23 protein-coding genes and 1 tRNA gene are annotated in these 26,331 nt (G+C 61.0%); 10 read left to right on the top strand and 14 right to left on the bottom strand.

Going from position 1 to position 26,331, the window contains the following annotated elements; genetic code table 11:
• Nucleotides 1-17: 17 nt before the first annotated feature.
• On the bottom strand, nucleotides 18-926 hold the full coding sequence (gene osmF, locus AC1DNK_RS01905; RefSeq protein WP_112385329.1) for a glycine betaine ABC transporter substrate-binding protein OsmF: 909 nt from the start codon (nucleotides 924-926) through the stop codon (nucleotides 18-20).
• Between the two features lie 417 nt (nucleotides 927-1,343).
• Between osmF and AC1DNK_RS01910 the strand changes: the two genes are divergently transcribed.
• Both AC1DNK_RS01910 and AC1DNK_RS01915 read left to right on the top strand, forming a co-directional pair.
• On the top strand, nucleotides 1,344-2,555 hold the full coding sequence (locus AC1DNK_RS01910; RefSeq protein WP_477939061.1) for a LysR family transcriptional regulator: 1,212 nt from the start codon (nucleotides 1,344-1,346) through the stop codon (nucleotides 2,553-2,555).
• A 32-nt stretch (nucleotides 2,556-2,587) separates the two neighbouring features.
• A complete protein-coding gene (locus AC1DNK_RS01915; protein ID WP_477939062.1) occupies nucleotides 2,588-3,310 on the top strand; it encodes a copper homeostasis protein CutC in 723 nt (240 codons plus the stop codon).
• On the opposite strand, the gene AC1DNK_RS01920 is transcribed toward AC1DNK_RS01915, so the two are convergent.
• The 7 genes from AC1DNK_RS01920 to AC1DNK_RS01950 all read right to left on the bottom strand — a co-directional run bounded on the left by AC1DNK_RS01920 (nucleotide 3,311) and on the right by AC1DNK_RS01950 (nucleotide 11,279).
• A complete protein-coding gene (locus tag AC1DNK_RS01920) occupies nucleotides 3,311-4,330 on the bottom strand; it encodes a zinc-binding alcohol dehydrogenase family protein (protein ID WP_477939063.1) in 1,020 nt (339 codons plus the stop codon). It abuts the gene before it with no gap.
• A 58-nt stretch (nucleotides 4,331-4,388) separates the two neighbouring features.
• Complete coding sequence (locus AC1DNK_RS01925) at nucleotides 4,389-5,363, bottom strand: ABC transporter permease (RefSeq protein ID WP_112385333.1); 975 nt, start codon at nucleotides 5,361-5,363, stop codon at nucleotides 4,389-4,391.
• Between the two features lie 28 nt (nucleotides 5,364-5,391).
• Nucleotides 5,392-6,945, bottom strand: coding sequence for a sugar ABC transporter ATP-binding protein (locus AC1DNK_RS01930; protein WP_477939065.1), 1,554 nt, complete (start codon nucleotides 6,943-6,945; stop codon nucleotides 5,392-5,394).
• Between the two features lie 122 nt (nucleotides 6,946-7,067).
• Complete coding sequence (locus AC1DNK_RS01935; protein ID WP_112385335.1) at nucleotides 7,068-8,054, bottom strand: ABC transporter substrate-binding protein; 987 nt, start codon at nucleotides 8,052-8,054, stop codon at nucleotides 7,068-7,070.
• A 210-nt stretch (nucleotides 8,055-8,264) separates the two neighbouring features.
• Entirely contained in the window at nucleotides 8,265-8,714 is a 450-nt protein-coding gene (locus AC1DNK_RS01940) for an RbsD/FucU family protein (protein WP_477939066.1), read from the bottom strand.
• Nucleotides 8,715-8,723: 9 nt separating this feature from the next.
• Nucleotides 8,724-9,743, bottom strand: a complete 1,020-nt coding sequence (locus AC1DNK_RS01945) for an aldo/keto reductase (protein WP_477939855.1) — start codon at nucleotides 9,741-9,743, stop codon at nucleotides 8,724-8,726.
• A gap of 33 nt (nucleotides 9,744-9,776) precedes the next feature.
• Entirely contained in the window at nucleotides 9,777-11,279 is a 1,503-nt protein-coding gene (locus tag AC1DNK_RS01950) for a UxaA family hydrolase (protein ID WP_477939067.1), read from the bottom strand.
• A gap of 231 nt (nucleotides 11,280-11,510) precedes the next feature.
• Between AC1DNK_RS01950 and AC1DNK_RS01955 the strand changes: the two genes are divergently transcribed.
• Nucleotides 11,511-12,407, top strand: a complete 897-nt coding sequence (locus tag AC1DNK_RS01955; protein WP_477939068.1) for a GntR family transcriptional regulator — start codon at nucleotides 11,511-11,513, stop codon at nucleotides 12,405-12,407.
• A 3-nt stretch (nucleotides 12,408-12,410) separates the two neighbouring features.
• On the opposite strand, the gene AC1DNK_RS01960 is transcribed toward AC1DNK_RS01955, so the two are convergent.
• From AC1DNK_RS01960 to AC1DNK_RS01975, 4 genes are all read right to left on the bottom strand, one after another.
• Nucleotides 12,411-13,901, bottom strand: coding sequence for an MDR family MFS transporter (locus tag AC1DNK_RS01960; protein WP_477939069.1), 1,491 nt, complete (start codon nucleotides 13,899-13,901; stop codon nucleotides 12,411-12,413).
• Nucleotides 13,902-14,101: 200 nt separating this feature from the next.
• Nucleotides 14,102-14,968, bottom strand: a complete 867-nt coding sequence (locus AC1DNK_RS01965; protein WP_477939070.1) for a hypothetical protein — start codon at nucleotides 14,966-14,968, stop codon at nucleotides 14,102-14,104.
• 145 nt (nucleotides 14,969-15,113) lie between these two features.
• A tRNA-Thr gene (locus AC1DNK_RS01970) sits at nucleotides 15,114-15,189 on the bottom strand.
• Nucleotides 15,190-15,309: 120 nt separating this feature from the next.
• Complete coding sequence (locus AC1DNK_RS01975) at nucleotides 15,310-16,269, bottom strand: NAD(P)H-dependent flavin oxidoreductase (RefSeq protein ID WP_477939071.1); 960 nt, start codon at nucleotides 16,267-16,269, stop codon at nucleotides 15,310-15,312.
• A 254-nt stretch (nucleotides 16,270-16,523) separates the two neighbouring features.
• On the opposite strand from AC1DNK_RS01975, the gene AC1DNK_RS01980 reads away from it, so the two are divergent.
• Nucleotides 16,524-17,735 carry a regulator gene (locus tag AC1DNK_RS01980; RefSeq protein ID WP_477939073.1) on the top strand — a complete coding sequence of 404 codons (1,212 nt, stop codon included), beginning with the start codon at nucleotides 16,524-16,526 and terminating at the stop codon, nucleotides 17,733-17,735.
• A gap of 10 nt (nucleotides 17,736-17,745) precedes the next feature.
• Here AC1DNK_RS01980 and AC1DNK_RS01985 read toward each other — a convergent pair whose 3' ends face one another.
• Nucleotides 17,746-18,171, bottom strand: a complete 426-nt coding sequence (locus AC1DNK_RS01985) for a hypothetical protein (protein ID WP_477939074.1) — start codon at nucleotides 18,169-18,171, stop codon at nucleotides 17,746-17,748.
• 9 nt (nucleotides 18,172-18,180) lie between these two features.
• Nucleotides 18,181-19,062, bottom strand: coding sequence for a polyphosphate kinase 2 (gene ppk2, locus AC1DNK_RS01990; protein WP_112514029.1), 882 nt, complete (start codon nucleotides 19,060-19,062; stop codon nucleotides 18,181-18,183).
• Between the two features lie 236 nt (nucleotides 19,063-19,298).
• Between ppk2 and phoR the strand changes: the two genes are divergently transcribed.
• From phoR to phoU, 6 genes are all read left to right on the top strand, one after another.
• The gene (gene phoR / locus AC1DNK_RS01995; protein ID WP_477939857.1) at nucleotides 19,299-20,519 is read left to right on the top strand and encodes a phosphate regulon sensor histidine kinase PhoR; all 1,221 of its coding nucleotides are present in this window, start codon (nucleotides 19,299-19,301) and stop codon (nucleotides 20,517-20,519) included.
• Nucleotides 20,520-20,717: 198 nt separating this feature from the next.
• Nucleotides 20,718-21,752 carry a substrate-binding domain-containing protein gene (locus tag AC1DNK_RS02000; protein ID WP_112385348.1) on the top strand — a complete coding sequence of 345 codons (1,035 nt, stop codon included), beginning with the start codon at nucleotides 20,718-20,720 and terminating at the stop codon, nucleotides 21,750-21,752.
• Between the two features lie 160 nt (nucleotides 21,753-21,912).
• Nucleotides 21,913-23,394, top strand: a complete 1,482-nt coding sequence (gene pstC, locus AC1DNK_RS02005; protein ID WP_477939075.1) for a phosphate ABC transporter permease subunit PstC — start codon at nucleotides 21,913-21,915, stop codon at nucleotides 23,392-23,394.
• Entirely contained in the window at nucleotides 23,391-24,713 is a 1,323-nt protein-coding gene (gene pstA / locus AC1DNK_RS02010; RefSeq protein ID WP_477939077.1) for a phosphate ABC transporter permease PstA, read from the top strand. Before pstC ends, pstA begins: the two co-directional genes overlap by 4 nt.
• A 15-nt stretch (nucleotides 24,714-24,728) precedes the next feature.
• Nucleotides 24,729-25,544: a phosphate ABC transporter ATP-binding protein PstB gene (gene pstB, locus AC1DNK_RS02015; RefSeq protein ID WP_112385351.1), complete on the top strand. Its 816-nt coding sequence runs from the start codon at nucleotides 24,729-24,731 to the stop codon at nucleotides 25,542-25,544.
• Nucleotides 25,545-25,590: 46 nt separating this feature from the next.
• Nucleotides 25,591-26,304, top strand: a complete 714-nt coding sequence (gene phoU, locus AC1DNK_RS02020) for a phosphate signaling complex protein PhoU (protein WP_112385352.1) — start codon at nucleotides 25,591-25,593, stop codon at nucleotides 26,302-26,304.
• Nucleotides 26,305-26,331 lie beyond the last annotated feature (27 nt).

The raw sequence follows: 26,331 nt of genomic DNA on the forward strand, positions 1-26,331 counted from the left end.
GGGCGGAGCCATGTGAATTACTTCAGGAAGCCTTTCTCCTTCAGGTAGCCTTCGGCAACCGACTTTGCAGGCTCGCCATCGACCTGGATCTTGGCGTTGAGCTTGCGCAGTTCGTCGGCGGTCAGGCTCTTGAAGATCGGGGCAAGCACTTCCTCGATCTTCGGATTGGCCTTCAGCACGTCTTCGCGGATGATCGGCGTCGGTGCATAGACCTGCTGCACGCTCTTGTCGTCTTCGAGAACGACGAGCTCGGCAGCCTGGATCGCGCCGTCCGTGCCATAAACCATGGCAGTGTTGACGCCGTTGGTCTGGTCGGCAGCGGCCTTGATGGTCGCAGCCGTGTCGCCGCCAGAGAGCACCACTTCCTGATCGGCCGTCAGCTTGAAGCCGTAGGTCGTCTGGAAGGCGGGCAGGGCGCCAGCCGAGTTGACGAATTCAGCAGAAGCCGCAAGCTTCGCAGCGCCGCCGCCGGCAACCCATTTGCCGAAGTCCGACATGGTCTTGAGGTTGTTGGGACCGGCGACATCGCTGCGAACGGCGAGCGCCCAGGTGTTGTTGGCAGGCGAGGGTGTCAGCCAGACGATCTTGTTGGCGTCATAGTCGAGCTTCTTGGCCAGCGCATAACCCTGGTCGATATTCTTCCAGGCGGCGTCATCGGCCTTGTTGAAGAAGAAGCCGGCATTGCCGGTGTATTCGGGATAGATGTCGATTTCGCCGGCGGTGATCGCCTTGCGCACGACAGGCGTTGCGCCAAGCGCGATGCGGTCCTTGGTCTTGATGCCGTTGGCTTCCAGAGCGAGCGCGATGACGTTGCCGAGTAGCGTGCCTTCGGTATCGATCTTCGACGAAACGACGACGTCTGCAGCATGGGCCGCACCCGCCGCAAAGGCGGAAATAGAAACGGCAAGTGCGAGTTTCTTCAGCATGGAGTGTCCCCTTGGTTTGCACCGTTTTCAAGCGCTAGGGCCCTGGCGGAGCCCTTCACGTGTTAAGTCCCCCGGCTCGAGCGAAAACCGCCGTCATGCCGGACCTGCGAGCATCATGGAAATAGTGTGCGTTCTCGAAAAATCGATGCAACCCCTCTCCAGTATTTGCGATCGCGGCGCGATTATCGCCGTGAAAGCAGTCCCGCGCGCGCAATTGCATTCCTTTATGCAATGCTGGCGGGATTTGTTTTTGTTCCCTTGCGTGTTTCCACGATCATCGAGTGCTCAACGGCTTCATCAGCCATCGCCCCGCTTTTCTTGTCCGGTGACGATAGCCTGCGAATTCCGAAATGGGATATCTTTTTTCGTGAACACACAATAGTGTCTGATTTTCAGTGACTTCCGGAGACCCGCGCATTGCATCTGGGTGCCCTTTTCATCGCCAGCCACGTCCTGTCATCGGGGTCCGTCAGAGAGACCGCGCGGCGCTTCACGTTGGCTGCCTCGACGGTATCGGCGGCTGTCTCCAATCTCGAAAGCGAATTGGCGCTGAAACTGACGGAACGCAGTTCCGGCGAACTGGTGACGCTGATCGCCAGCAGCAAGGTGGGCGAGGGATTGGTGCCTGTTCTGGAGGCGATCGGCCAACTCGCCGATCTCTCGGGTGAGGCACCGGAAGACGTCGAAGGCTGGGCTGCCCGCATTCCGGTGAAGGTCGCGACCATGGAGCGTTTTCTCGAGGTCGCCGATCAGGGCAGCATCAACCGTGCTGCCCGCCGTCTTGGCCTCGGTCAGCCGCAGCTTTCGCTGCAGATCGCCAATCTGGAGAAATTCACCGGCCACAAACTGTTCGAACGGCAGGCGCAGGGCTCGGCGCTGACCGAGGAGGGCCGACGCGCCTACGCCATCTTCTCGGCGATCAGCCAGGCGTGGAACGACCTGAAATCGGCCGCCGACGAGCGCTATCAGCGCACAGCCCGGTCGCTGAGGATCGGCTCGATCATCCCGACCGGCGCCGAAAGCTGGGTGGCTCGCTGCCTCGGCGCATTGGTGGCAGACTGGAATACCGGCCGTAACAAGAATGCCATCTCGCTGATCTCGATGACCGCCGATGATCTGCGCGAGGCGCTGAAATCCGGCCGTATCGATGTCGCCATTCTCGATTCCGTCTTCGGTCTCGAGAGCTTCCAGAACCGCGAACTGCTGCGCACCGATCTTGTCGCCATCGCCCCGCCGGAGAGCACGGAGACAGATGTCGCCGCACTGGTCGCCGCCCATCCGATCTGCACCCCAAGTGAGCGCACGGGTCTCGGCGATGCTGCGACGGCGCTCAGCCGCGCCGGCATGGTGAGCCGCCGCTTCCGCAATCAGGATATCCGTGCGGCGGATTCGCTGCCCGTGATCGTCGATCTCGTCGCCAATCACGGCTATGTCTCGTTCCTCGGCCGCGTCAGCGCGCTGCCGATTGCCGATCGCGTGCGGATCGTCGATCTGGCCGAGCATATCCCGATTTCCTATCATGTCGCCTTCAATCACCGGAAAGCCTCCGCCGATGCCTGCACGATGATCATCGACGCCGTACGCAAAATCGTCGGCCAACCCATCGCAAAATCGCCGGTCATGGCGTAGAGCGTTCGGCGCGCCAATTCGGGAGATGAGAAATGCCGGTTTTGCTAGAAGTATGCGTGGATAGCGCCAAGGGGCTTGCCGCGGCGATCGAAGGCGGCGCCAACCGCATCGAGCTCTGCTCTGCGCTTGAACTCGGCGGGTTGACGCCGGTTGCAGGCATGATGAAAGCCGCAGCCGCAGCGCCGATCCCTGTTTACGCGATGATCCGCCCGCATGCCGGCCCGTTCATCTTCGATGCGGCAGACGAGGCGTCGATGATGGCGGATATCGATGCCGTCAGGGCTTTCGGCCTCGCAGGTGTCGTCATCGGCGCCAACCGGCCGGATGGCACGCTTGACATGCCGCTCATCCATCGCCTCAAGGCCCATGCGGCAGGTCTTGGCTCCACGCTGCACCGCGCCTTCGATCTGGTTCCGGATGCCGATGAGGCGCTTGAACAGGCCATCGAACTCGGCTGCGAGCGCATCCTGACCTCGGGCTGTGTGCCGAAGGCAATGGACGGCCTCGAAACGCTGAAGCTGCTTTCGGCCAAGGCCGCTGGCCGCATCTCGATCATGCCGGGCAGCGGCGTGCGCCCGTCCAATGCAGCCGAAATCCTGCGTGCTACCGGCGCCCGGGAAATTCACGGCTCCTGCAGCTCGGCGGTGGCCAGCATGGACCCGCGCGCGGTTGCCTTCGGTTTCGAAGCGCCCAGCTCGAACCAGACGGATACAGGCATCGTCCGTCAGATGCGTCAGGTCATCGACGCGGTCTGATCAACCGGCGACCTTGATCACGGCCTTGATCAGACCGCTCTTCTCATGCGCCCAGCGGGCGAGATCGCGCGGCGCGTCCGCGAGTGTCGTGCGGTGGGTGATCAGCTTGTCGACTGGCACGAGGCCTTTGGCGATCGAATCCGCCACATGTTCGAAATCGATCCGTGTCGCGTTACGGCTGCCGATCACCATCATTTCGCGCTTGTGGAACTCAGGATCGGAGAAGCGGATATCGTCCTTGACGACGCTGACCAGCACCAGTGCGCCGCCATGGGCAACGAAGGAGAAGGCCTTTTCCATCGACGGGCCGTAGCCGGTGGCATCGAAAACCACATCGAAACAATCGCCATCTGTTGCAGCCTTCACTGCATCGGCGGTTGCCTCGTTCGCGACGATACCCGACTGGAAGCCGAAACGATCGGCGGCCATCTGCAGACGCTCGGCGCTGGTATCGAGCAGCGTAACCTCATGACCGGCGATACGGGAGAAGATGGCCGCCCCGAGCCCGATCGGGCCGGCACCGATGACGAGCGAGCGCGAACCGGCGGCTGCCATCGACCGGCGAACGGCATGCGCGCCGATCGCCAGGAACTCGACGGTCGCCGCGGCTTCGAGGCTGAGACCCTTTGCGGCATAGAGATTGCCGGCGGGCACCGTGATCTCTTCGCAGAAGGCACCATCGGTATGGACGCCGAGAACCTTGATGTTGGTGCAGCAGTTCGGCTTGTCCTTCCGGCAGGCAACGCAGGTGCCGCAGGAAAGGTAGGGATTGACGATCACAGGCGTTCCGACCGCCATCGCCACACCGTCGCCGGTCTCGACGACGGTGGCCGAGATCTCATGCCCCATGACGCGCGGATATTCGAGAAACGGATGCTTGCCTTCGAAAATGTGATAGTCCGTGCCGCAGATGCCGACATGGCTGACCGCCAGCCGCACCCAGCTGGGCGCCGGCGTGCCGGGGGAAGGGCGCTCGACGATTTCGAGCACACCGGGCTTCTGGCAAAGCACTGCTTTCATCTTGTTTCTCGCATTCAGAAGTGGAGAAGCCGGTCGATGACCGGCTTCGCTTTTCGTCTCAGACGCTCCGGCGGCGGCGCAACTGGTCGAAGTAGACGATCACGATGATCAGAAGACCGGTGATGATGCGCTGCCAGAAGGAGTTGACGTTGAGCAGGTTCGCGCCGTTGTTGATGGTCGCCAGGATGAAGGCGCCGATCAGTGGGCCGTGAACCGAGCCGACCGCACCGAAGAGCGACGTGCCGCCGATGACCGAGGAGGCAATCGCCTGCAGCTCCCAGCCGTCCGCCTGTGTCGCGTTGCCGATGGCGATACGCGAGGCCAGCAGCACGCCGACGAAGGCGGCGAAGGTGGCCGAGAGAATATAGGCGAGGAAGATCATCCGGTTGACATTGACGCCGGAAAGGCGCGCGGCTTCTGCATTCGAGCCGACCGCGAAGAGATAGCGGCCCCAGCGGCTGAGATGCAGGAACACGAAGCTCGGCACCGCGACGAGGATCACCATCCAGAACAGGCTCGGAATGCCGAGGAAGTCGGCGCGGGCAAAGTTCGAAAAGTCCTCGTTGACGATATTGATCGACGAGCCATTGGTGATCAAAAGGCCGATACCACGCAGCGATGTCAGCGTTGCCAGCGTGATGATGAAGGGCGGCAGGCCCATCTTGACGATGCCGAAGCCGTGAAAGGTGCCGATCAGCACGCCGAACAGCAGGGTGAGCAGGATAGCCGCCCAGACCGGGACGCCTGCCTGCAAAAGCCAGGCGATAATGACCCCGGCAAAGCCGACGATGGCGCCGACCGACAGGTCGATACCCGCCGTGATGATCACGAAGGTCTGCCCGAGAGCCAGGATTGCCGTCATCGATCCCTGCCGCAGCAAGTTGCTGATGTTCAGGGGCGTCCAGAAGCTGGCGGTGAAAATTCCGAGCATCAGCCAGAGGAAGAGCAGCAAGCCGATCAGCGTCAGGCCGAACAGAATGTTGACTTTGCGGCGTGGCGGCGGAGGCGCAATTTCGGTGGGGGTTGCAGTCACTGTTCTCTCTCCCTCTTATTCTTCTTGCTCAGACGCCGATCGCTTCGCCAAGGACTTCTTCATGCGACGCTGCGTGGAAATCATGGCTGGCAACAAGCTTGCCGCCGCGGAACACATGCAGCCGGTCGGCAAGCTCATAGACTTCAGGCAGGTAGGAGGAGATCAGGATGATACCCGCGCCTTCCTTCAATAGCTTGGCAAAGAGCCGGTAGATTTCCGCCTTGGTGCCGACATCGACACCGACAGTCGGCTCGTCGAAGATGAATAGCCGCGCGCCGTGGCTCAGCCACTTGCCGATGACGATCTTCTGCTGGTTGCCGCCAGACATGCTGGATGCATTCACGCGGCGGCTCGGCGTCTTGATGCTGAGATCGCGGATCTGCTTGTCGGCGTTCGCGGTCTCGACGGTATGATTGATGACGGGCCCGCTGCTCAGCCGCTTGAAGACAGGCAAGTTGATATTGAGGCCGATCGGCAGGTTGAGGCAGAGCCCCTGGTCGCGGCGGCTTTCCGGCGCCAGTGCGATGCCGAGATCCATGGCCGCGCGCTCGTTCTTGATGTCGACCTTCTTGCCCATCCAGTGAATTTCACCTGATGTGGCCTTTTCCCGGCCGTAGAGCCCGAGTGCGAATTCGCTGCGGCCGGCGCCGATGAGGCCGTAAAGGCCGACGATCTGTCCCGCCTTGACGCTCAGCGATACGTCCTCGAAACCCGGTCCGGAGAGGCCCCGGACTTCGACGATCGTCTCGCCGATCGCAATTTCTTCCTTGTGGTAGATCTGCTCGATCGAGCGATTGATCATCAAGGCGATCAACTCGTTCTCGTTGGTCTCGCCGATCAGGCGTGTGCCAACATGGGTTCCGTCGCGCAGCACCGAAACGCGGTCTGCGAGCTCGAACACTTCTTCCATGCGGTGGCTGATATAGACGATCGTCACACCTTCGCCCTGCAGCCTTCGGATCAGCTTGAAGAGCTGGGCCGATTCCTGGCGCGTTAGATAGGCCGTCGGTTCGTCGAAGATCAGGAACTGCGTGCCGCGCATTGCGGCCCGCGCGGTGGCGACAAGCTGCTGCTGGCCAATGGTCAGATCACTGAGCAGCGCACTGGCGGGCAGCCCGAAGCCAAGATCGTCGAGCACGGTCTGCGCCATGTTGACCATCTGCTTCTTGCGCATCAGGCCGAACTGATTGACCTCGTCGCCGAGGAAAAGGTTGGCGGCCACGGTCAGGTGTGGGCAGAGGACCACTTCCTGATGGACGGCGTTGATGCCGCGGGCGATCGCCTCGTTCGGCGACGACAGGCCGACGGGGTGGCCGCACCAGAGAATTTCACCGGCCGTGCGGGTGATGACCCCAGTCAGAAGCTTGATGAGGGTGGATTTTCCGGCACCGTTTTCGCCGACGATCGCATGAATTTCACCGGCCAGAAATGTCACCGTCGCTGGTTTCAGCGCCTGGACGTAGCCGTAATTCTTCTGCAATCCCTTGAGTTCCAGGATGGGCGAACCTGCCGGAATACGGCTTGCCTCTTTCAGCGTGGCACTGTCATCGTGGCGATGACTGACCTCTTCCAGTCCGTCCATGGACCTCTCCTCCCATATGCGAATTCCTGTTTCTCCACCCAGGTTCCGCGCTCCCACGCGGACGATAACACAGGTGAAGAAAAGGCCGCGCGGAATTTCTTACGCGCGGCCTCGACTGAAGATTACTTGATCTTCGGGTTCAGAAGAGCGTCGATCTTCGGCTCTGCCATGTTGGCCTTGGTGACCAGGTTGGCGCCGGTGTCGACGTTCTGTTCGACCTTCTCACCCTTGGAGACGGCGAGCGCGGTCTTGATGCCGTCGTAGCCCATACGATACGGGTCCTGCACCACGAGACCGGCCAGTGCGCCATCCTTCAGGAAGCCGACCGTCTTGTCGTCGCTGTCGAAGCCGATGACCTTGACCTTGTCGCCGAGCTTGTTTTCAGCAATCGCCTGGCCAACGCCCTGCGCCATGATCAGGTTGGACGCGAAAACGCCAACGATGTTCGGGTTGGCAGTGATGAGGTCGGTCATCATGTTGAGGCCGGTGGTTGCCTGGCCGTCAGCATACTTGTCGGCGATCACCTTCAGGCCCGGATACTTGGTCTTGACCTGATCGAGGAAGCCTTCGCGGCGCTGTTCGAGCGAACCTGCACCTGCAATGCTGGTGATGATGGCGATTTCGCCTTCTTCCTTGCCGGTGGCGCCCTTGATGGCAGCGGCAAGACCGTCGGCAGCGATGCGGCCGCCCTGGGTATTGTCGGTTGTCAGGAACGACTTGAAGGCCTTCGAGTCAGCGCCGGAGTCGATACCGATGATCGGAACGGACTTGGCAGCTTCGTCGATCGGCTTGCCGAGCGCCTTGAATTCGGTCGGCGAGATGACGACAGCGGCCGGCTTGCCGGCAACAGCGTTTTCGAGAATGCTGATCTGGCCGTTGACGTCGGATTCAGACTGCGCGCCGAGTTCCGGCACCTTGACGCCGAGATCGGTACCGGCCTTGCGGGCGCCGGCCAGAACGATCTGCCAGTAGAAGGACGTGGTGTCCTTGACGATGATCGGGATCGTCACTTCGGCAGCGAAGGACGGCATCGGCATCGCCGTTGCGATAAAGGCTGCACCTGCGAGAGCGCTAAACGCCCGGCGGGAAAGGATGGACTTCATGCTCATTGTGGGTTCTCCTCCCAAGTTGCGTTCTCCTCCAGAAAACCAGACCGCTGAACGCCGGCGGACGATTTTTATCGATAAAAAACATTTGCCGGATGAAGCTAGCTGAGGCTTTTTGAAATTGCAAGTGGGGCAATTTCGCCTTTTTCGCTTCCTTCAATCCTCCTTAAGCTGATGTTTTTCCATCAATTCAAAGATACTCTAAAATTGTCGTCAGCCGCGATAGACCTCTTCGGGAAGAACGACGCCCTTCTTCAGGATCAGATTGCCGTAGAGCCGGAATTCGGTGGTCGCGACAATATAGGCGGCCTTGCGCGACCGTTCGTAGAAGGCGAAGCGCTCCAGCGTGGCGATGCGGAAGCTGTCACCCGCCTTGCGATCGACGATCGCCTGGAACTCGGCGCAGACTTCGGGCACAGCTGCCGGGTCACCGACGACTTCCATACGCCATGCACTTTCCGGCACGAAAGTGTCGAGCGGGAAGTGGGTCAGGATCGCTTCGGCCATATCGGTGGCGCTCACGCCGTCGGCGCGGATCATCTCCGGGCCCATGCTGGCGGACGGGAAGTTGGCGTCGGCAATGACGATCTCGTCGCCATGTCCCATTCTGGCGATCGCCAGAAGCAGGTCGGGGCTGAGGACGGAGTGGATACCCTTAAGCATGCGTGGCTCCTACATACGAACGGCATCGCTGCCCAATGGCTTGGCAACGAGCGTTTGGCTTTCGAATTCCGGGAAGATGCTGTCGGGCAGGCGGGGCTCGAAGAGCTGCATGTTGCGCTCCAGGCTGGATGCCCTGGCCGTACCGATCAGAACCGATGAGACGAATGAATCGCGAAGCGGGAATTGCAGCGCAGGCGCGGCAAGCGGAACGCCGTGGCGCTTGGCGATCTCTTCCATCGCGGTCACCTTGGCAACGACATCAGGCGTCGGCGCCATATAGTCGAAATGTGCGCCGGGCACTGGCCCGGTCGCCAGGATCCCCGAATTGAAGACGCCGCCGACCACAAGGCTCGTGCCCTTCTGCTGGCAGAGCGGAATGAGCTCGGCCACCGCGGAACGGTCGAGCAGCGTATAGCGCCCGGCCATCAGGATCACGTCGATATCGGCATTGCGCATCACGTCGAGGCAAACCGGCACTTCGTTGACACCAAGGCCGAAGGCCTTGATCGCACCGCTCGATTTCAGCTGCTCCAGCGCCTTGATGCCGCTGTCGAGAAACTGCTTCAGATGGACGGCATTCTTCGCGGCGCCATGCGTATAACCGCCGATATCGTGCACATAGAGAATGTCGATGCGATTGAGGCCAAGCCGCGCATAGCTGAAATCGACCGAGCGCATGATGCCGTCATAGGAATAGTCATAGTCCGCATCGAAGGAGAGCGGATCGACATAACTGTAGTCGGGAACGGTGCCCGTCGGCACCGGCCGCAGCAGACGGCCGACCTTTGTCGACAGCACGTACTCGGCTTCCGGCTTGGCCCGCAGGAAGTCGCCGACAGTGCGCTCGGCGAGGCCGAGGCCATACCAGGGCGCCACGTCAAAATAGCGGATACCGGCATCCCAGGCCGCATCCAGCGTGCCCATTGCCTGCTCGCGCGGGCAGGCGCGGTAGAGGCCGCCGAGAGCTGCAGCACCGAAGCTGATTTCGGTCACCTGCAGATCCGTCTTGCCGATCCTCCTCGTCTTCATCATTCCTCCTCTGAAGACTTGTCTGTCTGTATCTTAGAGCGTTGCTCCAAGATGCCACGGCACGAATTCGTTATCGCCGTAGCCGAACTCTTCGCTCTTGGTCTTCTTGCCCGATGCGGTGTTGATGATGAGCTCGAAGATCTCGCGGCCCTTGCCCGAGATCGTCGCGTCACCTGATGCGATCGTGCCGCAGTCGATGTCCATGTCCTCTTCCATCGCCGCATAGAGCGCCGAGTTGCTCGACAGCTTCAGCGATGGAGCGGGACGACAGCCGAAGCAGCTGCCGCGTCCCGTCGTGAAGGCGATCATGTTGGCGCCGCCAGCGACCTGGCCGGTTGCCGAAACCGGGTCGTAGCCGGGCGTATCCATGAAGACGAGACCCGGCGCCGTGACGCGCTCGGCATAGCCATAGACGGCTGTCAGAGGCGAGCGCCCGCCCTTGGCAACGGCGCCAAGCGACTTTTCGAGAATAGTTGTCAGGCCGCCGCGCTTGTTGCCGGGCGAGGGATTGTTGTCGAGCGATGCGCCATGCAGGCCGACATATTTTTCCCACCAGACGATTTTCTCGTCGAGCTTCCTTGCCACATCGTCGCTGACGGCACGGCTGCGCAGCAGATGTTCGGCACCGTAGATTTCCGAGGTTTCCGAGAGAATAGACGTGCCGCCGGCTGCCGCCAGCAGATCGGCTGCGACGCCGAGCGCCGGATTGGCGGTGATCCCGGAGAAGCCGTCCGAGCCGCCGCACTGCAGGCCGATGATGATGTCGCTGATCGGCAGCGCCACGCGGCGTTCCTTGCCGACATCAGCGGCGATTTCGCGCAGCATACCCATGGCCCGCTCGACGGCACGGCGCGAGCCGCCGGCATCCTGAATGTTGAAATGACGTTTGGTGTCGCCGGCACCGCTCTGGCCGTAAAGCGTCAGCTGATTGACCTCGCAGCCGAGGCCGATCATCAGTACGCCGCCGAAATTGACGTGGCGCGTATAGCCGGCAAGCGTGCGGTGCAAAACGGCCATGCCGTCGCCGGTCGAACTCATGCCGCAGCCCTGGTCGTGAACGATCGGCACGAAGCCGTCGATGCCTTCATAATGCGGCAGGATCGTCCGGTTTGCCTCGTCTGCAATGGCGCGGCAGACGGTGGTGGAACAGTTCACGCTGGCGATGATGCCGATATAGTTGCGGGTCGCCGAGCGGCCGTCGGCGCGCTTGTAGCCCATGAAGGTGCGGGCCTTGTCTTCCGCTGTCGCCGCTTCCGGCGCGGAATTGGCGGTCGCCGCCAGGCGGTCGTTTTCGAAATGCAGATTGTGGCTGTGGACGTGGTCGCCCGCCTTCACCTCTGAGGTGGTGCGCCCGATCGCCTGGCCATACTTGACAACGGGCGTGCCGAGCGGGATGTCGGCGATCGCGACCTTGTGGCCCGGGTCGATTTTCTGCCGTGCGGCAACGCCGGCAACAATGGCTCCGGGCTCGATGGCCGACGTGGCGACGGCGACATTATCTCCGGCCGAAAGGATGAGCCAAGGAAGTTTGTCCAATTGTCTTCTCCCTGAGGAAAACGCTCGCTGCATTGGCGAAATGCGCATTGATTTTGTTTTTTATCTACAATAAACATTTTGAAGTCAACGGGAATATTGTTCCTGTGGACGAGGGAGGCAAACAGCCGCAAGCAATCCAGAATAATATAAGGATTGCAATGGATAAGCCCCCGGCGCACTGGCCGCACGATCGCGTGCGGGGTCTCGGCGCACGGGAAGGAGCGGGGTGGCATGGCAAGACAGAATACCGTCTTCAAGGAAGCGTACAACAGGTATGCGGCCGCACTGCGTCCGGATGCCGCGCTGCCGTCGGAACCCGAAATTGCCGCCCAGCTGGGCATCAGCCGCAGCACCGCGCGGGCGATCCTGACACGCCTGAGCGACGAGGGGATCATTCGCTGGAACAAGCGTCAGAAGATCGTGCTCAGGGCGCCGACCGCCACGGATCTCTTCCCCTCCGAGGAAACGGACTCGCTGCACGACATCATCGAGCGCAGCTTCATGCAGCGTATTCTCTCGGATGACGCCGCACCCGGCATGCAGATCAACGAGCTGGAGCTCGCCCGCGAGATCGGTACCGGGACGACAAGCGTTCGGGAATTCCTGATCCGCTTCTCCCGTTTCGGGCTGATCGAGAAGCGTCCGAACAGCCATTGGATATTGAAGGGCTTCACCCGCGAATTCGCGCTGGAGCTCGCCGATGTGCGCGAGATGTTCGAGCTGCACTCGGCTGCCGATTTCGGCCGTCTTCCGAAGGATCATGCCGCCTGGCAGCATCTGGCCGTCATCAAGCAGGACCATCTCGATGTGCTCGCCGACATGGATCGCCGCTATAAGGAGTTCTCGGCACTCGACGAGCGCTTCCACCTCCTGATCCACCGCGCTTCGAAGAACCGTTTCATCGCCGATTTCTACGATGCCATCGCCATCGTCTTCCACTATCACTACCAGTGGAACAAGGCGGCCGCCCGCCAGCGCAACGAGCGCGCCATTCACGAACATCTCGATTACATCGCCGCGCTAGAATCCGGCGATCAGGCGCAGATTGATTTCTCGGCCCGCCTGCACCTGCGCTCGGCCCGCCAGACCCTGCTGCAATCGCTGCCGCAGAATCCGGCGGAAGTCTGATCCTTAGTGCGATGCTGCCTCGCTGGCGGAAACCGTCGTCGTCTTGCGGCGATGATCGCCGACCGGGATGAGCCAGGTCGAAACCAGCGTCATCACCGCCACCACGACAATGCCCCAGAAGCTCCAGTGCAGCGACGCATCGAAGATGCCACGCACAACGGGATCGCCTGCGAGCTCGGTCAGCCCGGTCGGCTGGTTCAGCACGTTGTGCAGGTTCTCGGCGGTATCGCCGCTGGCATAATGATTGATACCGGCATTGAGGATCGCCCCGAGCACGGTGGCGCCCAGCGTGTTGCCGAGGCTGCGGGCGAAGATGATCGAGGCCGTGGCGCTGCCGCGCATCGACCATTCGACGCTGTCCTGAACCAGCGCAATGCTGGTGAGGTTGATGAGGCCCATGCCGAAGCCCATGAAGAACGAGCCGGCACCGGCAACGATCGGTGAGCTGTCCGGCGTCAGGAACAGCAGGAAAAGCGCACCGAACGGAAACAGTAGGCTGCCGAAGCGCAGTGTGTTGCGAATGCCGAAGGCCTTGAACAGCTTGCTCGACATCATCACCGACAGCGGCCACCCGACAACCAGCATGGTCAGCGTGAAACCGGCCACGATCGGCGAGCGGCCAAGCACGCCCTGAATATAGACAGGGAGAATGGTGGAAAGCCCGATCAGCGCCATCCCGGCAAGCAGCATGCAGATATTGCTCGTCGCGACGAGACGCCGGCTCCACAGCGCGATCGAGATGATCGGCTCGGGCGCGCGTTTCTCCTGCCAGAAGAACAGGGCGCCCGAAATGACGAAGACGGCGGCGAGCGAGAGCAGGATCCAGGCGCTGGCATCCGTCTCGGTCAGGATCACCAGCACGGCGATGATGGCAATCGAAAACAGGATCGCGCCGAGATAGTCGATGCTGGCCTCCTTGTGCGCCACGGTTTCCTTCAGGAACAGCGAGAAGGCGATGATCGAGAAGACGCCGATCGGCAGATTGATCCAGAAGATCCACGCCCAGGAGATATTGTCGACGATCACGCCGCCGGCGAGAGGCCCGACCACCGCCGAAGTTGCCCACACCGTTGCCATGATGCCTTGGACACGGCCGCGTTCCTCAAGCTTGAAGAGGTCGCCGATGATCGTCATCGTTACCGGCTGGATGGCGCCCGCGCCAAGCCCTTGCAGCAGGCGGAACACGATCAGCGAGGTCATCGACCAGGCAAAGCCGCAAAGCAGCGAGCCGATCAGGAACACAACGATGCCGCCGATCAGCACCGGCTTGCGGCCAAAGATGTCGGAGAGCTTGCCGTAGATGACGGTGGTCGTCGATTGCGCCAGCAGGAAGGCCGAAAATACCCAGCTGTAATAGCTGAAACCGCCAAGCTGGCCGACGATGCGCGGCATTGCGGTCGCCACGATCGTGGCTTCGATCGCCACCATGAAGGTGGCAAACATGATGGTCGCGACAACGAGAACGCGGTTCGAGCGCTGGGCCGTATCAGACATGACTTACCTTTCAGGATGCTTCGCTATGCCGTCATCGAAGGCGGCTCGGCAGAAAGGGGCAAGCGCCGGCGCGAAGTGCTGCTTTGGTTTTTAGGCCCTTGCTGCGGGCTCTGTAAAGCCAATTATCCTTCCGGTTACACAACGCAAAACCGCCGCAGCGATGGTTTCGCTGCGGCGGCCATGGTCAATCCCGTTACTGCCTAGAACGACGCTCCGCGCCAGATCGGGCCGTTGCTCTCTTCGTCCTTAAGACTGGTCGAGCCGAAGTGATAGCGCATGCCGACGAGGAAGTTGTTGGAGATGTCGCTGTCGCTGCCGAAGTCGTCGACAGTGAGCTTGGCATGCTCGAAGCGGTAGCCCGCATAGAAGGAGACCGGCGTGCCATCTGGCCGGTAGTTGCCGATCGCAGAGATCTTCCAGATATCGGCCGTCTCGACGTCATCCTGGTAGCGGTCGAATGCAGCTTCGAAATCGGCGCGGATATTGTCGGTGAAGAAATAGCGCATCCCGGCACGGCCGGCATAGTGATCATAGTCGAAGCCGCCGATATCGGTCGTGCCGAGGCCAGCCTGACCATAGATGGTCATGTCGGTGCCGAGCCATGCGGCTTCCAGGCCGCCCAGATAATCACGCGCGGTCGTATCCGGCAGGAAGCGCGATTCAAACCGTCCGGTCTGGCCGAAGACGCCGAACGCATAGTTGCCGTCAGGCCGGTAATAGACATGTAGCGTGCCGCCGATATTGTCGTTCCAGCCGTATTCCTGGAGATATGAATGCGCATAATCGGCATCCGCCTGCAGGTTGAGCCCGGTGTCGGAACTCGCATTCATCGATCCGCGCAACCGCCACGAGCGGCTGTCGAGCTCGGTGTCGCGCGATGTGCCTGTCTCGAAGCCCCCTTCGATATATCCGGTAAACCGGCCCGCCGTTGCCGGTACTTTTTCCGGTTCGTCGAGCAGAAACTTCGGGATCATCAGATCGTTAGGCGCCAGATCGGCAGCCATCGCCCCGTGAACACCAACGACCGAAAACGCCGACGCCAAAACCGCGGCAGCCAAACCTTTCATGGAAACTATCCCCCAAATCACAACTGGAGGAAAGGATATCAATCAAGGGTTAACCATGTATTTCAATCATTGCGTAACTATGAAAAAGCTTAACAAAGCCATAGGCTGTGTTTTTAGCGGTATCGAAACGGTTGGGAAAAGCAAATGGTGCCGCTTGCAGGACTCGAACCTGCGACCCCATCATTACGAATGATGTGCTCTACCACCTGAGCTAAAGCGGCAATCCGTGCGGCCGAACCAGGCGGCCCGCGATTTGCATGGCGCTGATACAGCCATTGTTTGAAGATTTCAAGCGCCGTCTGGCGGCTTTGGCAAAAAAGACCGGCGCTGTGGAAATCGTCCTAGAGGCTGAGGCGGGCGCGGGCGGCACGGTATTCGCTGTCGAGGCGATCGACGAGCTTGGCAACCGGCTCGACAGCCTTGATGGCGCCGATGCCCTGGCCGCTGCCCCAGATATCCTTCCAGGCCTTGGCGCCGCCCACCGCCTGTTCGAAATCCATCTTCGAGGGATCGGCGACGGGCAGGTTGTCGGGGTCGAGGCCTGCGGATTTCACCGATGGCTTCAGATAATTGCCATGCACGCCGGTGAAATAGTTCGAATAGACGATATCGTTGGCCGCCCCGTCGACGATTGCCTGCTTGTAGGCCTCCGTCGCCCGGGCCTCCTCGGTGGCGATGAAGGGGGTGCCGATATAAGCCATGTCGGCGCCCATCGCCTGGGCCGCGAGGATCGCTCCGCCATTGGCGATGGCACCGGCCAGCAGCAGCGGCCCGTCGAACCATTCACGGATTTCCTGGATGAGGGCGAAGGGCGAAAGCGTGCCCGCATGGCCGCCGGCGCCGGCAGCGACCGCAATCAGCCCGTCGGCGCCCTTGCGGATCGCCGAGTTGGCGTGGCGGTTGTTGATCACGTCATGCAGCACGATGCCGCCATAGGAATGCACGGCGGCATTCACCTCCGGCACGGCGCCGAGCGAGGAAATGACGACGGGTACCTTGTATTTCACGCAGAGCATCAGGTCGTGCTCCAGCCGCTTGTTCGACATATGGACGATCTGGTTGACCGCAAACGGCGCGGCCGGCCGGTCCGGATTGGCGGCATTGTGGGCGGCAAGATCCTCGGTGATCATCGCCAGCCATTCGTCGAGCTGGCTTTCCGGCCGGGCGTTGAGCGCCGGAAACGCGCCGATGACGCCTGCCTTGCATTGCGCCAGTGTCAGGGCCGGATGCGAGATGATGAACAGCGGCGAGGCCACCACCGGCAGTCGCAGGTTCTTCGTCAGGATTTCGGGCAGGGCCATGAGGTCACCATCAATTGACGTTTACGGAAGCGTCAATTTGATAACAGAGTTCCATTGCGCCGAAAAGGCCACCCAACTGGGCAGGCTACCGATTTTGCGATTTTCGGATATTCTGAAAGGCGGCGTTTTCCCCTGCCGATCGGCCGGGCAGCGTGCCGGAGGCTTGCGGTTTGGCGCTGTTGCCGCTACCGGATTTTGTTAGGCATTTGTAAAGATTTGAGCGGAATGCCGGTTTCAAGAGTGAAGGATCGCACGTGAGCGGATTAGAAACGGCCATCAGAACGGCGCTTGGCAATTCCGATCGCGACAATCCGGAGATCCGCGCCAGAATCTATCAGTCCGCGCGCCAGGCGCTGGAGGCAGGGCTGCGCAAGCAGGACGTCACGGATCGCGAGGCCATCGCCCATCACCGTCACCGGCTGGAAGCCACGATCCACATGATCGAGGCCGAGGAGCGTGAGCGCATGCATCCGCGCCAGGGGCCGCCGGAGGTGCCGGTGCCGCCTGTTGTCGAAGTGCCCGAACCCTATTATCATGAAGCCCCGTCGCCCGAGGCGGCCGCGCCGGAATTGGCAGGCGAGACGCGCCATGCCGAAGAGCCGCGCAGCGCCTATGACGATGCGAGCCTCGACGGCGTGCATGCTGGTGCTGCCGATCACTTGGGTGCTGCACCCGCTGCGGAGGAAGCCTTTGCCGCCGAACCGCGTCCGGCGGCCAAGGCTGCGGCTCCCGGCAATATGGATTTCCGCCCGGAAGGGGCGGCCAAGCGCCGAAAGCCGCGCAAGTTTTTCTCCAGGCTTCTGGTCTGGTGCGTGCTGATCGCCTTTATCGGGATGGGGGCTTGGTGGGCGCATAAGTCAGGCCTGCTGCTGACGGCCGCGGAGCGCGACAGCAGCGTTGCCAATCCGCCCGCCAGCACCCAGCCTGAGGATTTCGACGGCAGCCAGAACGAGACGGCAGATAATTCCGGCAGCCACACCGACGAGCCTGTAACCATCGACCCGCAGAACAGCTTCTCGGCCGAATGGATCGAGGTCTTCAAGCCATCCGATGCCAACAAGATCGCCAATGGTGCGCAGGCGCATACGGAAAACGTGACGGAGAACGACGCGGCTGCCGTCCGGCTGATTTCGCAGAGCAACGGCGCCGATGGCAATATCGGCATCACCGTGCCTGCCGCCGTGCTGCAGCAGCTCGCCGGAAAGTCGTCGACCATCGCCATCACCTTGCAATCGACCACCGACGAGCCGACGCAGATCACCGTCGAGTGCGATTTCCAGACGCTTGGGAACTGCGCCCGTCACCGTTTCAGCGTCACGCGGGAAAAGTCGGATGCGCTGCTGCAGGTCAGATTCGACCGCTCTCTGGCGCCGAGTTCGGATGGCAAGCTGCTGATCAACAGCGATGTCGATGGCAGGGCCCGCGGGATCAATCTCTACGCGGTGCGTATCCTGCCCGGGCAATAAGCGGGCTCGATCAGCTGCCGGCGGGTGCCTGGCTGAGCAGGATCGAGAGGTCCCGCGGCGTATCCTCGACGATACCGTCGAAGCCGCAGCTTTCACGAACGATCTGCGCCGGTGCCCCGCCGGAAAGCCGCAGGCCAACGATCACGTTGGTATAGCCGTCCCAGATCTGCGGCGCCGGTTTGTATTTCCGCTCCCAGCGCGCCTCGATGATATGAGGCTCGACGCTCTTGCCGGTGAGCACCTGCTCGATCTCAAGACGGAAGAGCGCGTCCTTCTGCTCCGGACGGCTCTGGTAGCCGACAACTTTCGCCCTGACGATCGTATCTGAGCGATAGAGCACGCTGTAATCGACGTCCTGCAGCAGCACGCAGGCATGTGCCTGTGCGGCGAGCCCAAATACTGTCAAAAATCCGCCGATCGCCGCTGCAGGCCGCATTAACCCATCCTATTTCAGAAAGCCGGGACCCGAGCCGATGATCTTCTCGTCGAGTTCACCGAGCGCGCTTTTGTCCTTGCCGTCGTAGTCCATCGTCTTCAGCATGTGGCGAAGCAGGTTGATCCGTGCTCTCCGCTTGTCGTTGGCGCGGATGACGGTCCAGGGCGCGAATTCGGTATGCGTCGCTTTCAGCATCCGGTCGCGCTTGTCGCTGTAGTCGCCCCATTTCGTCAGTGCTGCGATATCCATGGACGATAGCTTCCAAACCTTGAGCGGGTCGTGTCGGCGGTCGTGAAAGCGCTTCAGCTGCATCTCGCGGCCGATATCAAGATAGAACTTAAAGAAATGAATGCCTTCGTGGGCAATTACCTTCTCAAGTTGCGGCGCCTGCTCCAGGAAATCCTCGTATTGCTTTGGTGTGCAGAAACCCATGACCGGTTCGACACCGGCGCGGTTATACCAGGAGCGGTCGAAGAGCACGAATTCGCCGGCGGTGGGGAACTGGCTGATATAGCGCTGGAAATACCATTGTCCGGCTTCGCGTTCGGTCGGCTTCGCCAGCGCGACGACGCGGGCGAGGCGTGGGTTCATGCGGGCAGACGAAGCGGAAATCGCGCCGCCCTTGCCGGCGGCATCCCGGCCCTCGAAGAGCGCCATCACCCGCTTGCCGGTTGCCTGCAGCCAGAACTGCACCTTGACCAGTTCGATTTGCAGCTTCTCGAGGTCTTCGAGATAGTCTTCTTCCTTCAGCTTCTTCTTGTAGGGAAAGTCGCCGGATTCGAGCGCGTTGTCGCTGATCCAATCGGGCAGGACCGGATCGTCAACATCGAAGACACGCTTCTTGCCCCTGATCTCCAGTTCGACTGCGCGGCTTTCGACATCCTCGCCCATGATTTCCTCCAGCAACGTCGGCTTTTGAGCAGGCGATCATATTTCGTGTGAAAAATCAAATCTCTCGGGGAATTCAGAAAAAGCTGTGTGTTTCCACGGCTTGTTTCGTGGCTGGTGGCCGCAGCCGAAAACTTCTGTCATGAATCAGCGCTATCAGGCAAAGTTTGAAGCGATAAACAGGACCCGATGCGGGCGAGGGGCACGTGGAAGAGGAAACGCCGTGGACATCGGGGCTGATGGCCCGCATCAGGCAGGAACGGCCAGTGCTTCTGGCCGCACTCGTCATCGGAATGGTGGCGCTGGCGGCAGGCATGAACAAATGGGGCGTCCTGGCCCTTGTTGCCCTCATGCTGCTTGTCGTCATCATGAATGCCGAGCCAGCCGTGCAGGCAAAGCTCGCCGAACTGCCCGTTCCTGAACCGGAAGCGCCGAAAAGCCGTCTGCCGGAGGTTTCGGCAACGCTTGCCGGACTTGATATTCCCGTCATGGTGCTCTCGGGCGATGCCTCGGTGCTCTTCCAGAACCGGGCGGCCGAGAAGGCCTTCGGCGAGATGATCATCGGCGCCCATATTTCAGCTCGTCTCCGTTCGCCCGGCATTCTCGACATGGTGCGCGAAACCATCGTCACAAACGCACCGAACCAGATTGAGCATTCCGAGAGGCTTCCCTCCGAGCGGGTCTATATCGTCCGCAGCGCGCCGATCGATCTTGGCGGTGGCGAAAATGCCGAGCATTTCTTCATCCTGTCCTTCCGCGATATTTCCGAGGTGCGTCGTATCGACCGCATGCGCTCGGATTTCGTGGCCAATGCCAGCCATGAGCTGCGCACGCCGCTCGCCTCCCTGCGCGGCTTCATCGAGACCATTCAGGGCCCGGCGAAGAACGACGCAAAGGCGCAGGAGCGCTTCCTCGGCATCATGTTCGATCAGACGACGCGCATGAGCCGGCTGGTCGATGATCTGCTGTCTCTATCGCGCCTCGAGCTGAAGTCGCATATCGCGCCGGATGAAAAGGTCGATCTCGTTCCGTTGCTCGGTCATGTCCGGGATTCGCTCGCCCCTTTGGCGAAGGATGTCGGCGTCGAGATCAACCTTCATCTGCCGGAAGGTCGGGCCGAGGTGCTCGGCGATCGCGACGAACTGGTGCAGGTGTTCGAGAATCTAATCGAAAACGCCTGCAAATATGGCCAGGAAGGCAAGGCCGTCGACGTGACGGTCAAGAACGGGGCTGGGCAGCCGGTCGAAGTCACCGTCGCCGACAAGGGGCCGGGCATCCCGGCCGAGCATGTTCCGCGTCTGACGGAGCGCTTTTACCGCGTCAGCATCGAGGACAGCCGGTCGAAAAAGGGCACCGGCCTGGGGCTTGCCATCGTCAAGCACATCCTCACGCGCCATCGTGCACGGCTGATCGTCAAGTCCGAGGTTGGCAAGGGAACGGCCTTTACGGTGCGATTTTGACATAAAGCCGCAACACATCCATAACATCCAAAATTTTTATTATTTCATTTCAATAATTTAACCTGTCACAAATGTTTCACCAAAGTGACATAAAAGCTCTGTGCATCAGGGGCTAAAGAGTGGCTGCCGATGAAAAAAGGCAATGCGAGGGCCCTGGGGGGCCTGCCCACACAAAGCCCAATGCCGGGAGATTTTTTGATGAACACGCTTAAACTTACCGTTGCCGCTCTTGCCGCAACCGTTGCTTTTGCAGGCGCTGCAGCCGCTCGCGACCAGATCCAGGTTGCCGGCTCGTCCACCGTTCTGCCTTACGCAAAGATCGTCGCTGAATCCTTCGGCGAAACCTTCACCAACTTCAAGACGCCGGTCGTTGAATCCGGCGGCACGGGCGCTGGCCTCAAGGAATTCTGCAAGGGCGTTGGCGAAGACACCATCGACGTTGCAAACGCTTCGCGTCCGATCAACAAGAACGAACTGGAAGCCTGCAAGACCGCTGGCGTCACCGACATCCAGGAAGTGAAGATCGGCTACGACGGTATCGTCTTCGCAACCGACTCGTCCAACCCCGACGTCGCCTACGTTCCTGAGGACCTCTACAAGGCTCTCGCTGCGCAGGTCGTCGTTGACGGCAAGCTCGTTGCCAACCCTTACAAGAAGTGGTCGGAAGTCAATCCGAAGCTCCCGGCTGTTGATATCGCTGCCTACATCCCGGGCGAAAAGCACGGCACCCGCGAAGTCTTCGAACTGAACGTTCTGGCCGCCGGCTGCAAGGCTTCGGGCGCACTCGACGTCATCGCCAAGGAAATCACCGACAAGGCCGCTCAGCAGAAGGCTTGCGTCGCAGTCCGTAAGGACGGCGCTGCAGTCGATATCGACGGCGACTATCCGGAAACGCTGGCACGCATCGCTGCCAACAAGACCGGCGTTGGCGTCTTCGGCCTCTCCTTCTACGAAAACAACGCTGACAAGCTCAAGGTTGCTTCGATGAGCGGTATCGTTCCGTCGACCGAGACCATCGCTGACGGCACCTACCCGGTTTCCCGCCCGCTGTTCTTCTACGTCAAGAAGGCACATCTCGGCGCCGTTCCGGGCCTGAAGGAATACGTCAACTTCTTCGTATCCGACCAGATGATCGGCCCTGACAGCCCGCTCGTCGAATACGGCCTCGTTGCTGCTCCGGACGCCGAGCGCGAAGAGATCCGCAAGGCCGTAGAAGCCGAAAAGACGATGTAACCAATGAGCCGGCGCGGTGCCTTGGGGGGTGCCGCGCCGGTTTTCGACTGAGGTACCCTTGCCCGGTCAGGCGCAAGGTTTCGAGTTTCTCCATGATTGGGAAGCCGGCGGCGATATCGCAGCCTGTGCTTTTGGGGCCGAGCGCCTGGGGGCGTAAAGAATGAGCACATCCATTATACTCTTGTGTCTCGTGGTGCTTGGCGCGCTGGCCTATGTGGCCGCCCGCAGCCGGGCCACGGCACTTGCCGGGGGCAAGTCTTCCGTGCTGCATTCGCGGCCGGGTTATTACGGCGCTTATGCCGCCATCTGGGCCATCCTTCCGGCCCTGATCGTTCTCTGTGTCTGGCTTGCTGCCAGCCCAGGCATCATCGAATCCACCGTCCGCAAATCCTTTCCTGACGATGTGAAGGCGAAGACCACTGCCGAGCAGGATCTGAGCTACAGCATGGTCGCGACCGTCGGTCGTGGCCTGAACCTGCTCACATCCGAAGAAGTCACGGCAGTCGGTTCCGACACCAAGGCAGTTCAGGCCAAGCTCAACGAGAAGGGCGTTCCGCTCGCCGGTGAGCCGCAGCCCTACATGCTCGATGCCGCCAAGCTGCTGAATGCCGAAAGCGCTTCCAGCCGTCTGATCATGAGCGCGATCGTCCTCGTACTTGCTGTCGGCGGCGCGCTTTACGCCCTGCGCGGCGTCAAGCCACGCTTCAGGGCCCGCAACCGCGTCGAGCGCGTCATGCTCTGGGGCCTGTTGCTGTCTTCGTCGATCGCCATTCTGACGACCATCGGCATCGTTCTGTCGATGCTGTCGGAAGCCATTCGCTTCTTCGCCAGCGTTCCCGCCGCGGACTTCTTCTTAGGCACCGTCTGGGATCCGCGCTTCGCGGGTGCCGGCAGCTCGTCCTTCGGTCAGTTCGGCCTGATCCCGCTGTTGCTCGGCACGCTCTATATCGGCGCCGTCGCCATGCTGGTCGCCGTACCGGTCGGCCTCTTCGCCGCCATCTACATGGCCGAATACGCTTCGCCGAAAATTCGTTCGCTTGCCAAGCCGCTGCTCGAAGTTCTGGCCGGTATCCCGACCATCGTCTACGGCTTCTTCGCGCTCGTCACCGTCGGCCCGTTCCTGCGCGATCTCTCCTCGCAGGTCAGCGGTCTCCTGACCGGCGACTACACGAACTTCATCCAGGCACAGAGCGTTCTGACCGCCGGTATCGTCATGGGCATCATGCTGATCCCTTACGTGTCCTCGCTGTCCGACGATATCATCACCGCCGTGCCGCGTGCGCTGCGTGACGGTTCGCTTGGCCTCGGCGCAACGCGCTCCGAAACCATCAAGAAGGTCGTGCTTCCCGCCGCTCTTCCGGGAATCGTCGGCGCGCTTCTAATGACCGCATCGCGGGCCATCGGCGAAACCATGATCGTCGTGCTTGCGGCCGGTGTTGCCGCCCGCATCCAGATCAATCCGTTCGAGCCGATGACGACGGTCACGGTCAAGATCGTCAATCAGCTGACGGGTGACCTCGAGTTCACCTCGCCGCAGACGCTGGTGGCCTTCGCGCTCGGCATCACGCTCTTCTTCATCACGCTTTGCCTCAATATCTACGCGCTCTACATCGTGCGCAAATACCGGGAGCAGTACGAATGACGAATATTGTTTCTCCCGTTGCAGGCATCACTGTCTCCAAGGCTCCGGCACGCCGCGACATCGGCATCAAGCGCCGCTATGCCGCAGAACGCCGCTTCCAGGCCTATGGCATCGCTGCCATATCTTTTGGCCTGATCTTCCTGGCGATCCTGCTCTCGACGGTCATCCGCCAAGGCTACACCGCCTTCCAACAGACGGCGATCACGCTTCCGGTGGAATTCACCGAAAAGACGATCGACCCGAGCAACAAGCGTGCGACCGATCCGTCGGTCCTCGTCTCCGCCAACTACGGCGCATTGCTGCGTGACGCCATCGTCAAGCAGCTGAACGTCAACGCCGCGAGCCGTCCTGACGTGCGCGATGCTTCGGCCATGCTCTCCAAGGGCGCTCCGATCCAGCTGCGCGATATGGTCGTCTCCGACCCGTCGATCATCGGCAAGACCGTCAATGTCACGGTGCTTGCCGACGCCAATATCGATAGCGCCAGCAAGGGCCAGATCGATCTCTCTGTCGATGAGAAGAACCGCAAGGTGAACGACAAGCAGGTCGGCTGGATGAACGAGCTTAAGGCGAGCGGTGCTCTCTTCAAGCAGTTCAACACAGGCCTGTTCGTCAATGGCAATTCCAGCCGTCCGGAAGCAGCAGGTCTGGGCGTTGCGCTCATCGGCTCGCTCTACCTGATGCTGATCGTTCTGGTTCTTGCTCTGCCGATCGGTGTCGCCGCCTCGATCTATCTCGAGGAGTTTGCGCCGAAGAACAAGCTGACCGATCTGATCGAGGTCAACATCAACAACCTCGCTGCCGTTCCGTCGATCGTTTACGGTCTGCTCGGCCTCTCCGTCTTCATCAACTTCATGGGTCTGCCGCGTTCCGCGTCGCTGGTCGGTGGCCTGGTGCTGACGCTGATGACCCTGCCGACCATCATTATCGCCACGCGTGCTGCGTTGCGTGCCGTACCGCCGTCGATCCGCTCGGCCGCTCTCGGTCTCGGCGCATCGAAGATGCAGATGGTGTTCCACCACGTTCTGCCGCTTGCCATGCCGGGCATCCTGACCGGTACCATCATCGGCCTTGCGCATGCGCTCGGCGAAACCGCGCCGCTTCTGCTGATCGGCATGGTCGCCTTCGTTGCCAATGCGCCGACCACGCCGCTCGATCCGTCCACGGCACTTCCGGTCCAGGTCTATATGTGGGCCAACGAAGCCGAACGCGCCTTCGTGGAGCGTACCTCGGGTGCCATCATCGTCCTGCTCCTGTTCCTGATTGTCATGAACATCGGAGCCATCCTCTTGCGCCGTCGCTTTGAGCGCCGCTGGTAAACGGAGTAGAAACCCATGAACATGTTGACAGAAGCAGCAGTTGAGAAGGCTCTGGACCAGAAGATGAACAGCATCCCTTACAAGATGATCGGCCAGGACGTTTCCGTCTATTACGGCGAAAAGCGCGCTCTCTTCGACGTCAAGCTGAACATCCGCGAAAACACCGTGACTGCGCTCATCGGCCCGTCCGGCTGCGGCAAGTCCACTTTCCTGCGCAGCCTGAACCGCATGAACGATACGATCGACAATTGCCGCGTCACCGGCAAGATCACGCTCGATGGCGATGATATCTACGATCCGGATATTGACGTCGTCGAACTTCGCGCCCGCGTCGGCATGGTGTTCCAGAAGCCGAACCCGTTCCCGAAGACGATCTATGAAAACGTCGCCTACGGCCCGCGCATTCACGGTCTCGCCAAGTCGAAAGCCGACATGGACCAGATCGTCGAGACCAGCCTTCAGCGTGCCGGCCTCTGGAACGAGGTCAAGGACCGCGTGCATGAATCCGGCACCGGCCTGTCTGGCGGCCAGCAGCAGCGTCTCTGCATCGCCCGCGCCGTCGCCGTCAGCCCTGAAGTCATCCTCATGGACGAGCCTTGCTCGGCGCTCGACCCGATCGCCACTGCAAAGGTCGAGGAGCTGATCCACGAGCTGCGCGAAAGCTACACGATCGTCATCGTGACGCACTCCATGCAGCAGGCAGCCCGCGTCTCGCAGCGCACCGCCATGTTCCACCTCGGCAATCTCGTCGAGGAGAACGATACCGACAAGATGTTCACCAATCCGGACGATCCGCGTACCCAGGACTACATCATGGGCCGCTTCGGCTGATCTTTGGCGTCACGACTTCCGATAGAGACACTCAAGGACATTTCCCATGGCATCGACACATATCTTTTCAGCATATGACGAAGATCTGAAGTTTCTGACCCGCCGCATCTCCGAGATGGGCGGTCTGGCGGAACAGATGGTCTCCGACGCTGTGCGCGCGCTGGTCAATGGCGACGGCGCACTGGCGCAGAAGGTCATCTCCGACGACGTGATCCTCGATCACGCCGAGCGCGAGATCAACGACAAGGCGATCGTCACCATCGCCCGCCGCCAGCCGATGGCGTCGGACCTGCGCGAGATCATGGGGTCGATCCGCATCGCCGCCGACCTCGAGCGCGTCGGCGATCTCGGCAAGAACACCGCCAAGCGCGTCATCGCCGTGCAGAGCACCGGCGTTCCGCGCAAGCTCGGCCGCGGCCTGGAGCATCTCTCCGAACTGGCGCTCGTCCAGCTCAAGGAAGTGCTCGACGTTTACACGACGCGCGCCGCCGACAAGGCGAAGTCGATCCGCGAGCGCGACGAGGAAATCGACGCGATGTACACCTCGCTGTTCCGCGAGCTCCTGACCTACATGATGGAAGATCCGCGCAACATCACCAGCTGCACGCATCTCTTGTTCTGTGCCAAGAACATCGAACGCATCGGCGACCATGCCACCAACATCGCAGAAACCATCTACTACATGGCGACCGGCGCCCAGCCGGAGGGCGAGCGTCCGAAGGACGACACCGCCAACACCGTCGGCGCGGTCACGGAATAATATCCGGACCGGGCCTCAGGAGACAGA

The organism is Rhizobium sp. 01N424, assembly GCF_056399485.1.

Bases quoted from the DNA above. Each gene is read 5' to 3' on its own strand.
- osmF (WP_112385329.1), bottom strand. From the start codon at position 926: ATGCTGAAGAAACTCGCACTTGCCGTTTCTATTTCCGCCTTTGCGGCG.
- AC1DNK_RS01915 (WP_477939062.1), top strand. From the start codon at position 2,588: ATGCCGGTTTTGCTAGAAGTATGCGTGGATAGCGCCAAGGGGCTTGCC.
- AC1DNK_RS01920 (WP_477939063.1), bottom strand. From the start codon at position 4,330: ATGAAAGCAGTGCTTTGCCAGAAGCCCGGTGTGCTCGAAATCGTCGAG.
- AC1DNK_RS01930 (WP_477939065.1), bottom strand. From the start codon at position 6,945: ATGGACGGACTGGAAGAGGTCAGTCATCGCCACGATGACAGTGCCACG.
- AC1DNK_RS01935 (WP_112385335.1), bottom strand. From the start codon at position 8,054: ATGAGCATGAAGTCCATCCTTTCCCGCCGGGCGTTTAGCGCTCTCGCA.
- AC1DNK_RS01940 (WP_477939066.1), bottom strand. From the start codon at position 8,714: ATGCTTAAGGGTATCCACTCCGTCCTCAGCCCCGACCTGCTTCTGGCG.
- AC1DNK_RS01945 (WP_477939855.1), bottom strand. From the start codon at position 9,743: ATGAAGACGAGGAGGATCGGCAAGACGGATCTGCAGGTGACCGAAATC.
- AC1DNK_RS01955 (WP_477939068.1), top strand. From the start codon at position 11,511: ATGGCAAGACAGAATACCGTCTTCAAGGAAGCGTACAACAGGTATGCG.
- AC1DNK_RS01960 (WP_477939069.1), bottom strand. From the start codon at position 13,901: ATGTCTGATACGGCCCAGCGCTCGAACCGCGTTCTCGTTGTCGCGACC.
- AC1DNK_RS01965 (WP_477939070.1), bottom strand. From the start codon at position 14,968: ATGAAAGGTTTGGCTGCCGCGGTTTTGGCGTCGGCGTTTTCGGTCGTT.
- AC1DNK_RS01975 (WP_477939071.1), bottom strand. From the start codon at position 16,269: ATGGCCCTGCCCGAAATCCTGACGAAGAACCTGCGACTGCCGGTGGTG.
- AC1DNK_RS01985 (WP_477939074.1), bottom strand. From the start codon at position 18,171: ATGCGGCCTGCAGCGGCGATCGGCGGATTTTTGACAGTATTTGGGCTC.
- ppk2 (WP_112514029.1), bottom strand. From the start codon at position 19,062: ATGGGCGAGGATGTCGAAAGCCGCGCAGTCGAACTGGAGATCAGGGGC.
- phoR (WP_477939857.1), top strand. From the start codon at position 19,299: ATGGCCCGCATCAGGCAGGAACGGCCAGTGCTTCTGGCCGCACTCGTC.
- AC1DNK_RS02000 (WP_112385348.1), top strand. From the start codon at position 20,718: ATGAACACGCTTAAACTTACCGTTGCCGCTCTTGCCGCAACCGTTGCT.
- pstC (WP_477939075.1), top strand. From the start codon at position 21,913: ATGAGCACATCCATTATACTCTTGTGTCTCGTGGTGCTTGGCGCGCTG.
- pstA (WP_477939077.1), top strand. From the start codon at position 23,391: ATGACGAATATTGTTTCTCCCGTTGCAGGCATCACTGTCTCCAAGGCT.
- pstB (WP_112385351.1), top strand. From the start codon at position 24,729: ATGAACATGTTGACAGAAGCAGCAGTTGAGAAGGCTCTGGACCAGAAG.
- phoU (WP_112385352.1), top strand. From the start codon at position 25,591: ATGGCATCGACACATATCTTTTCAGCATATGACGAAGATCTGAAGTTT.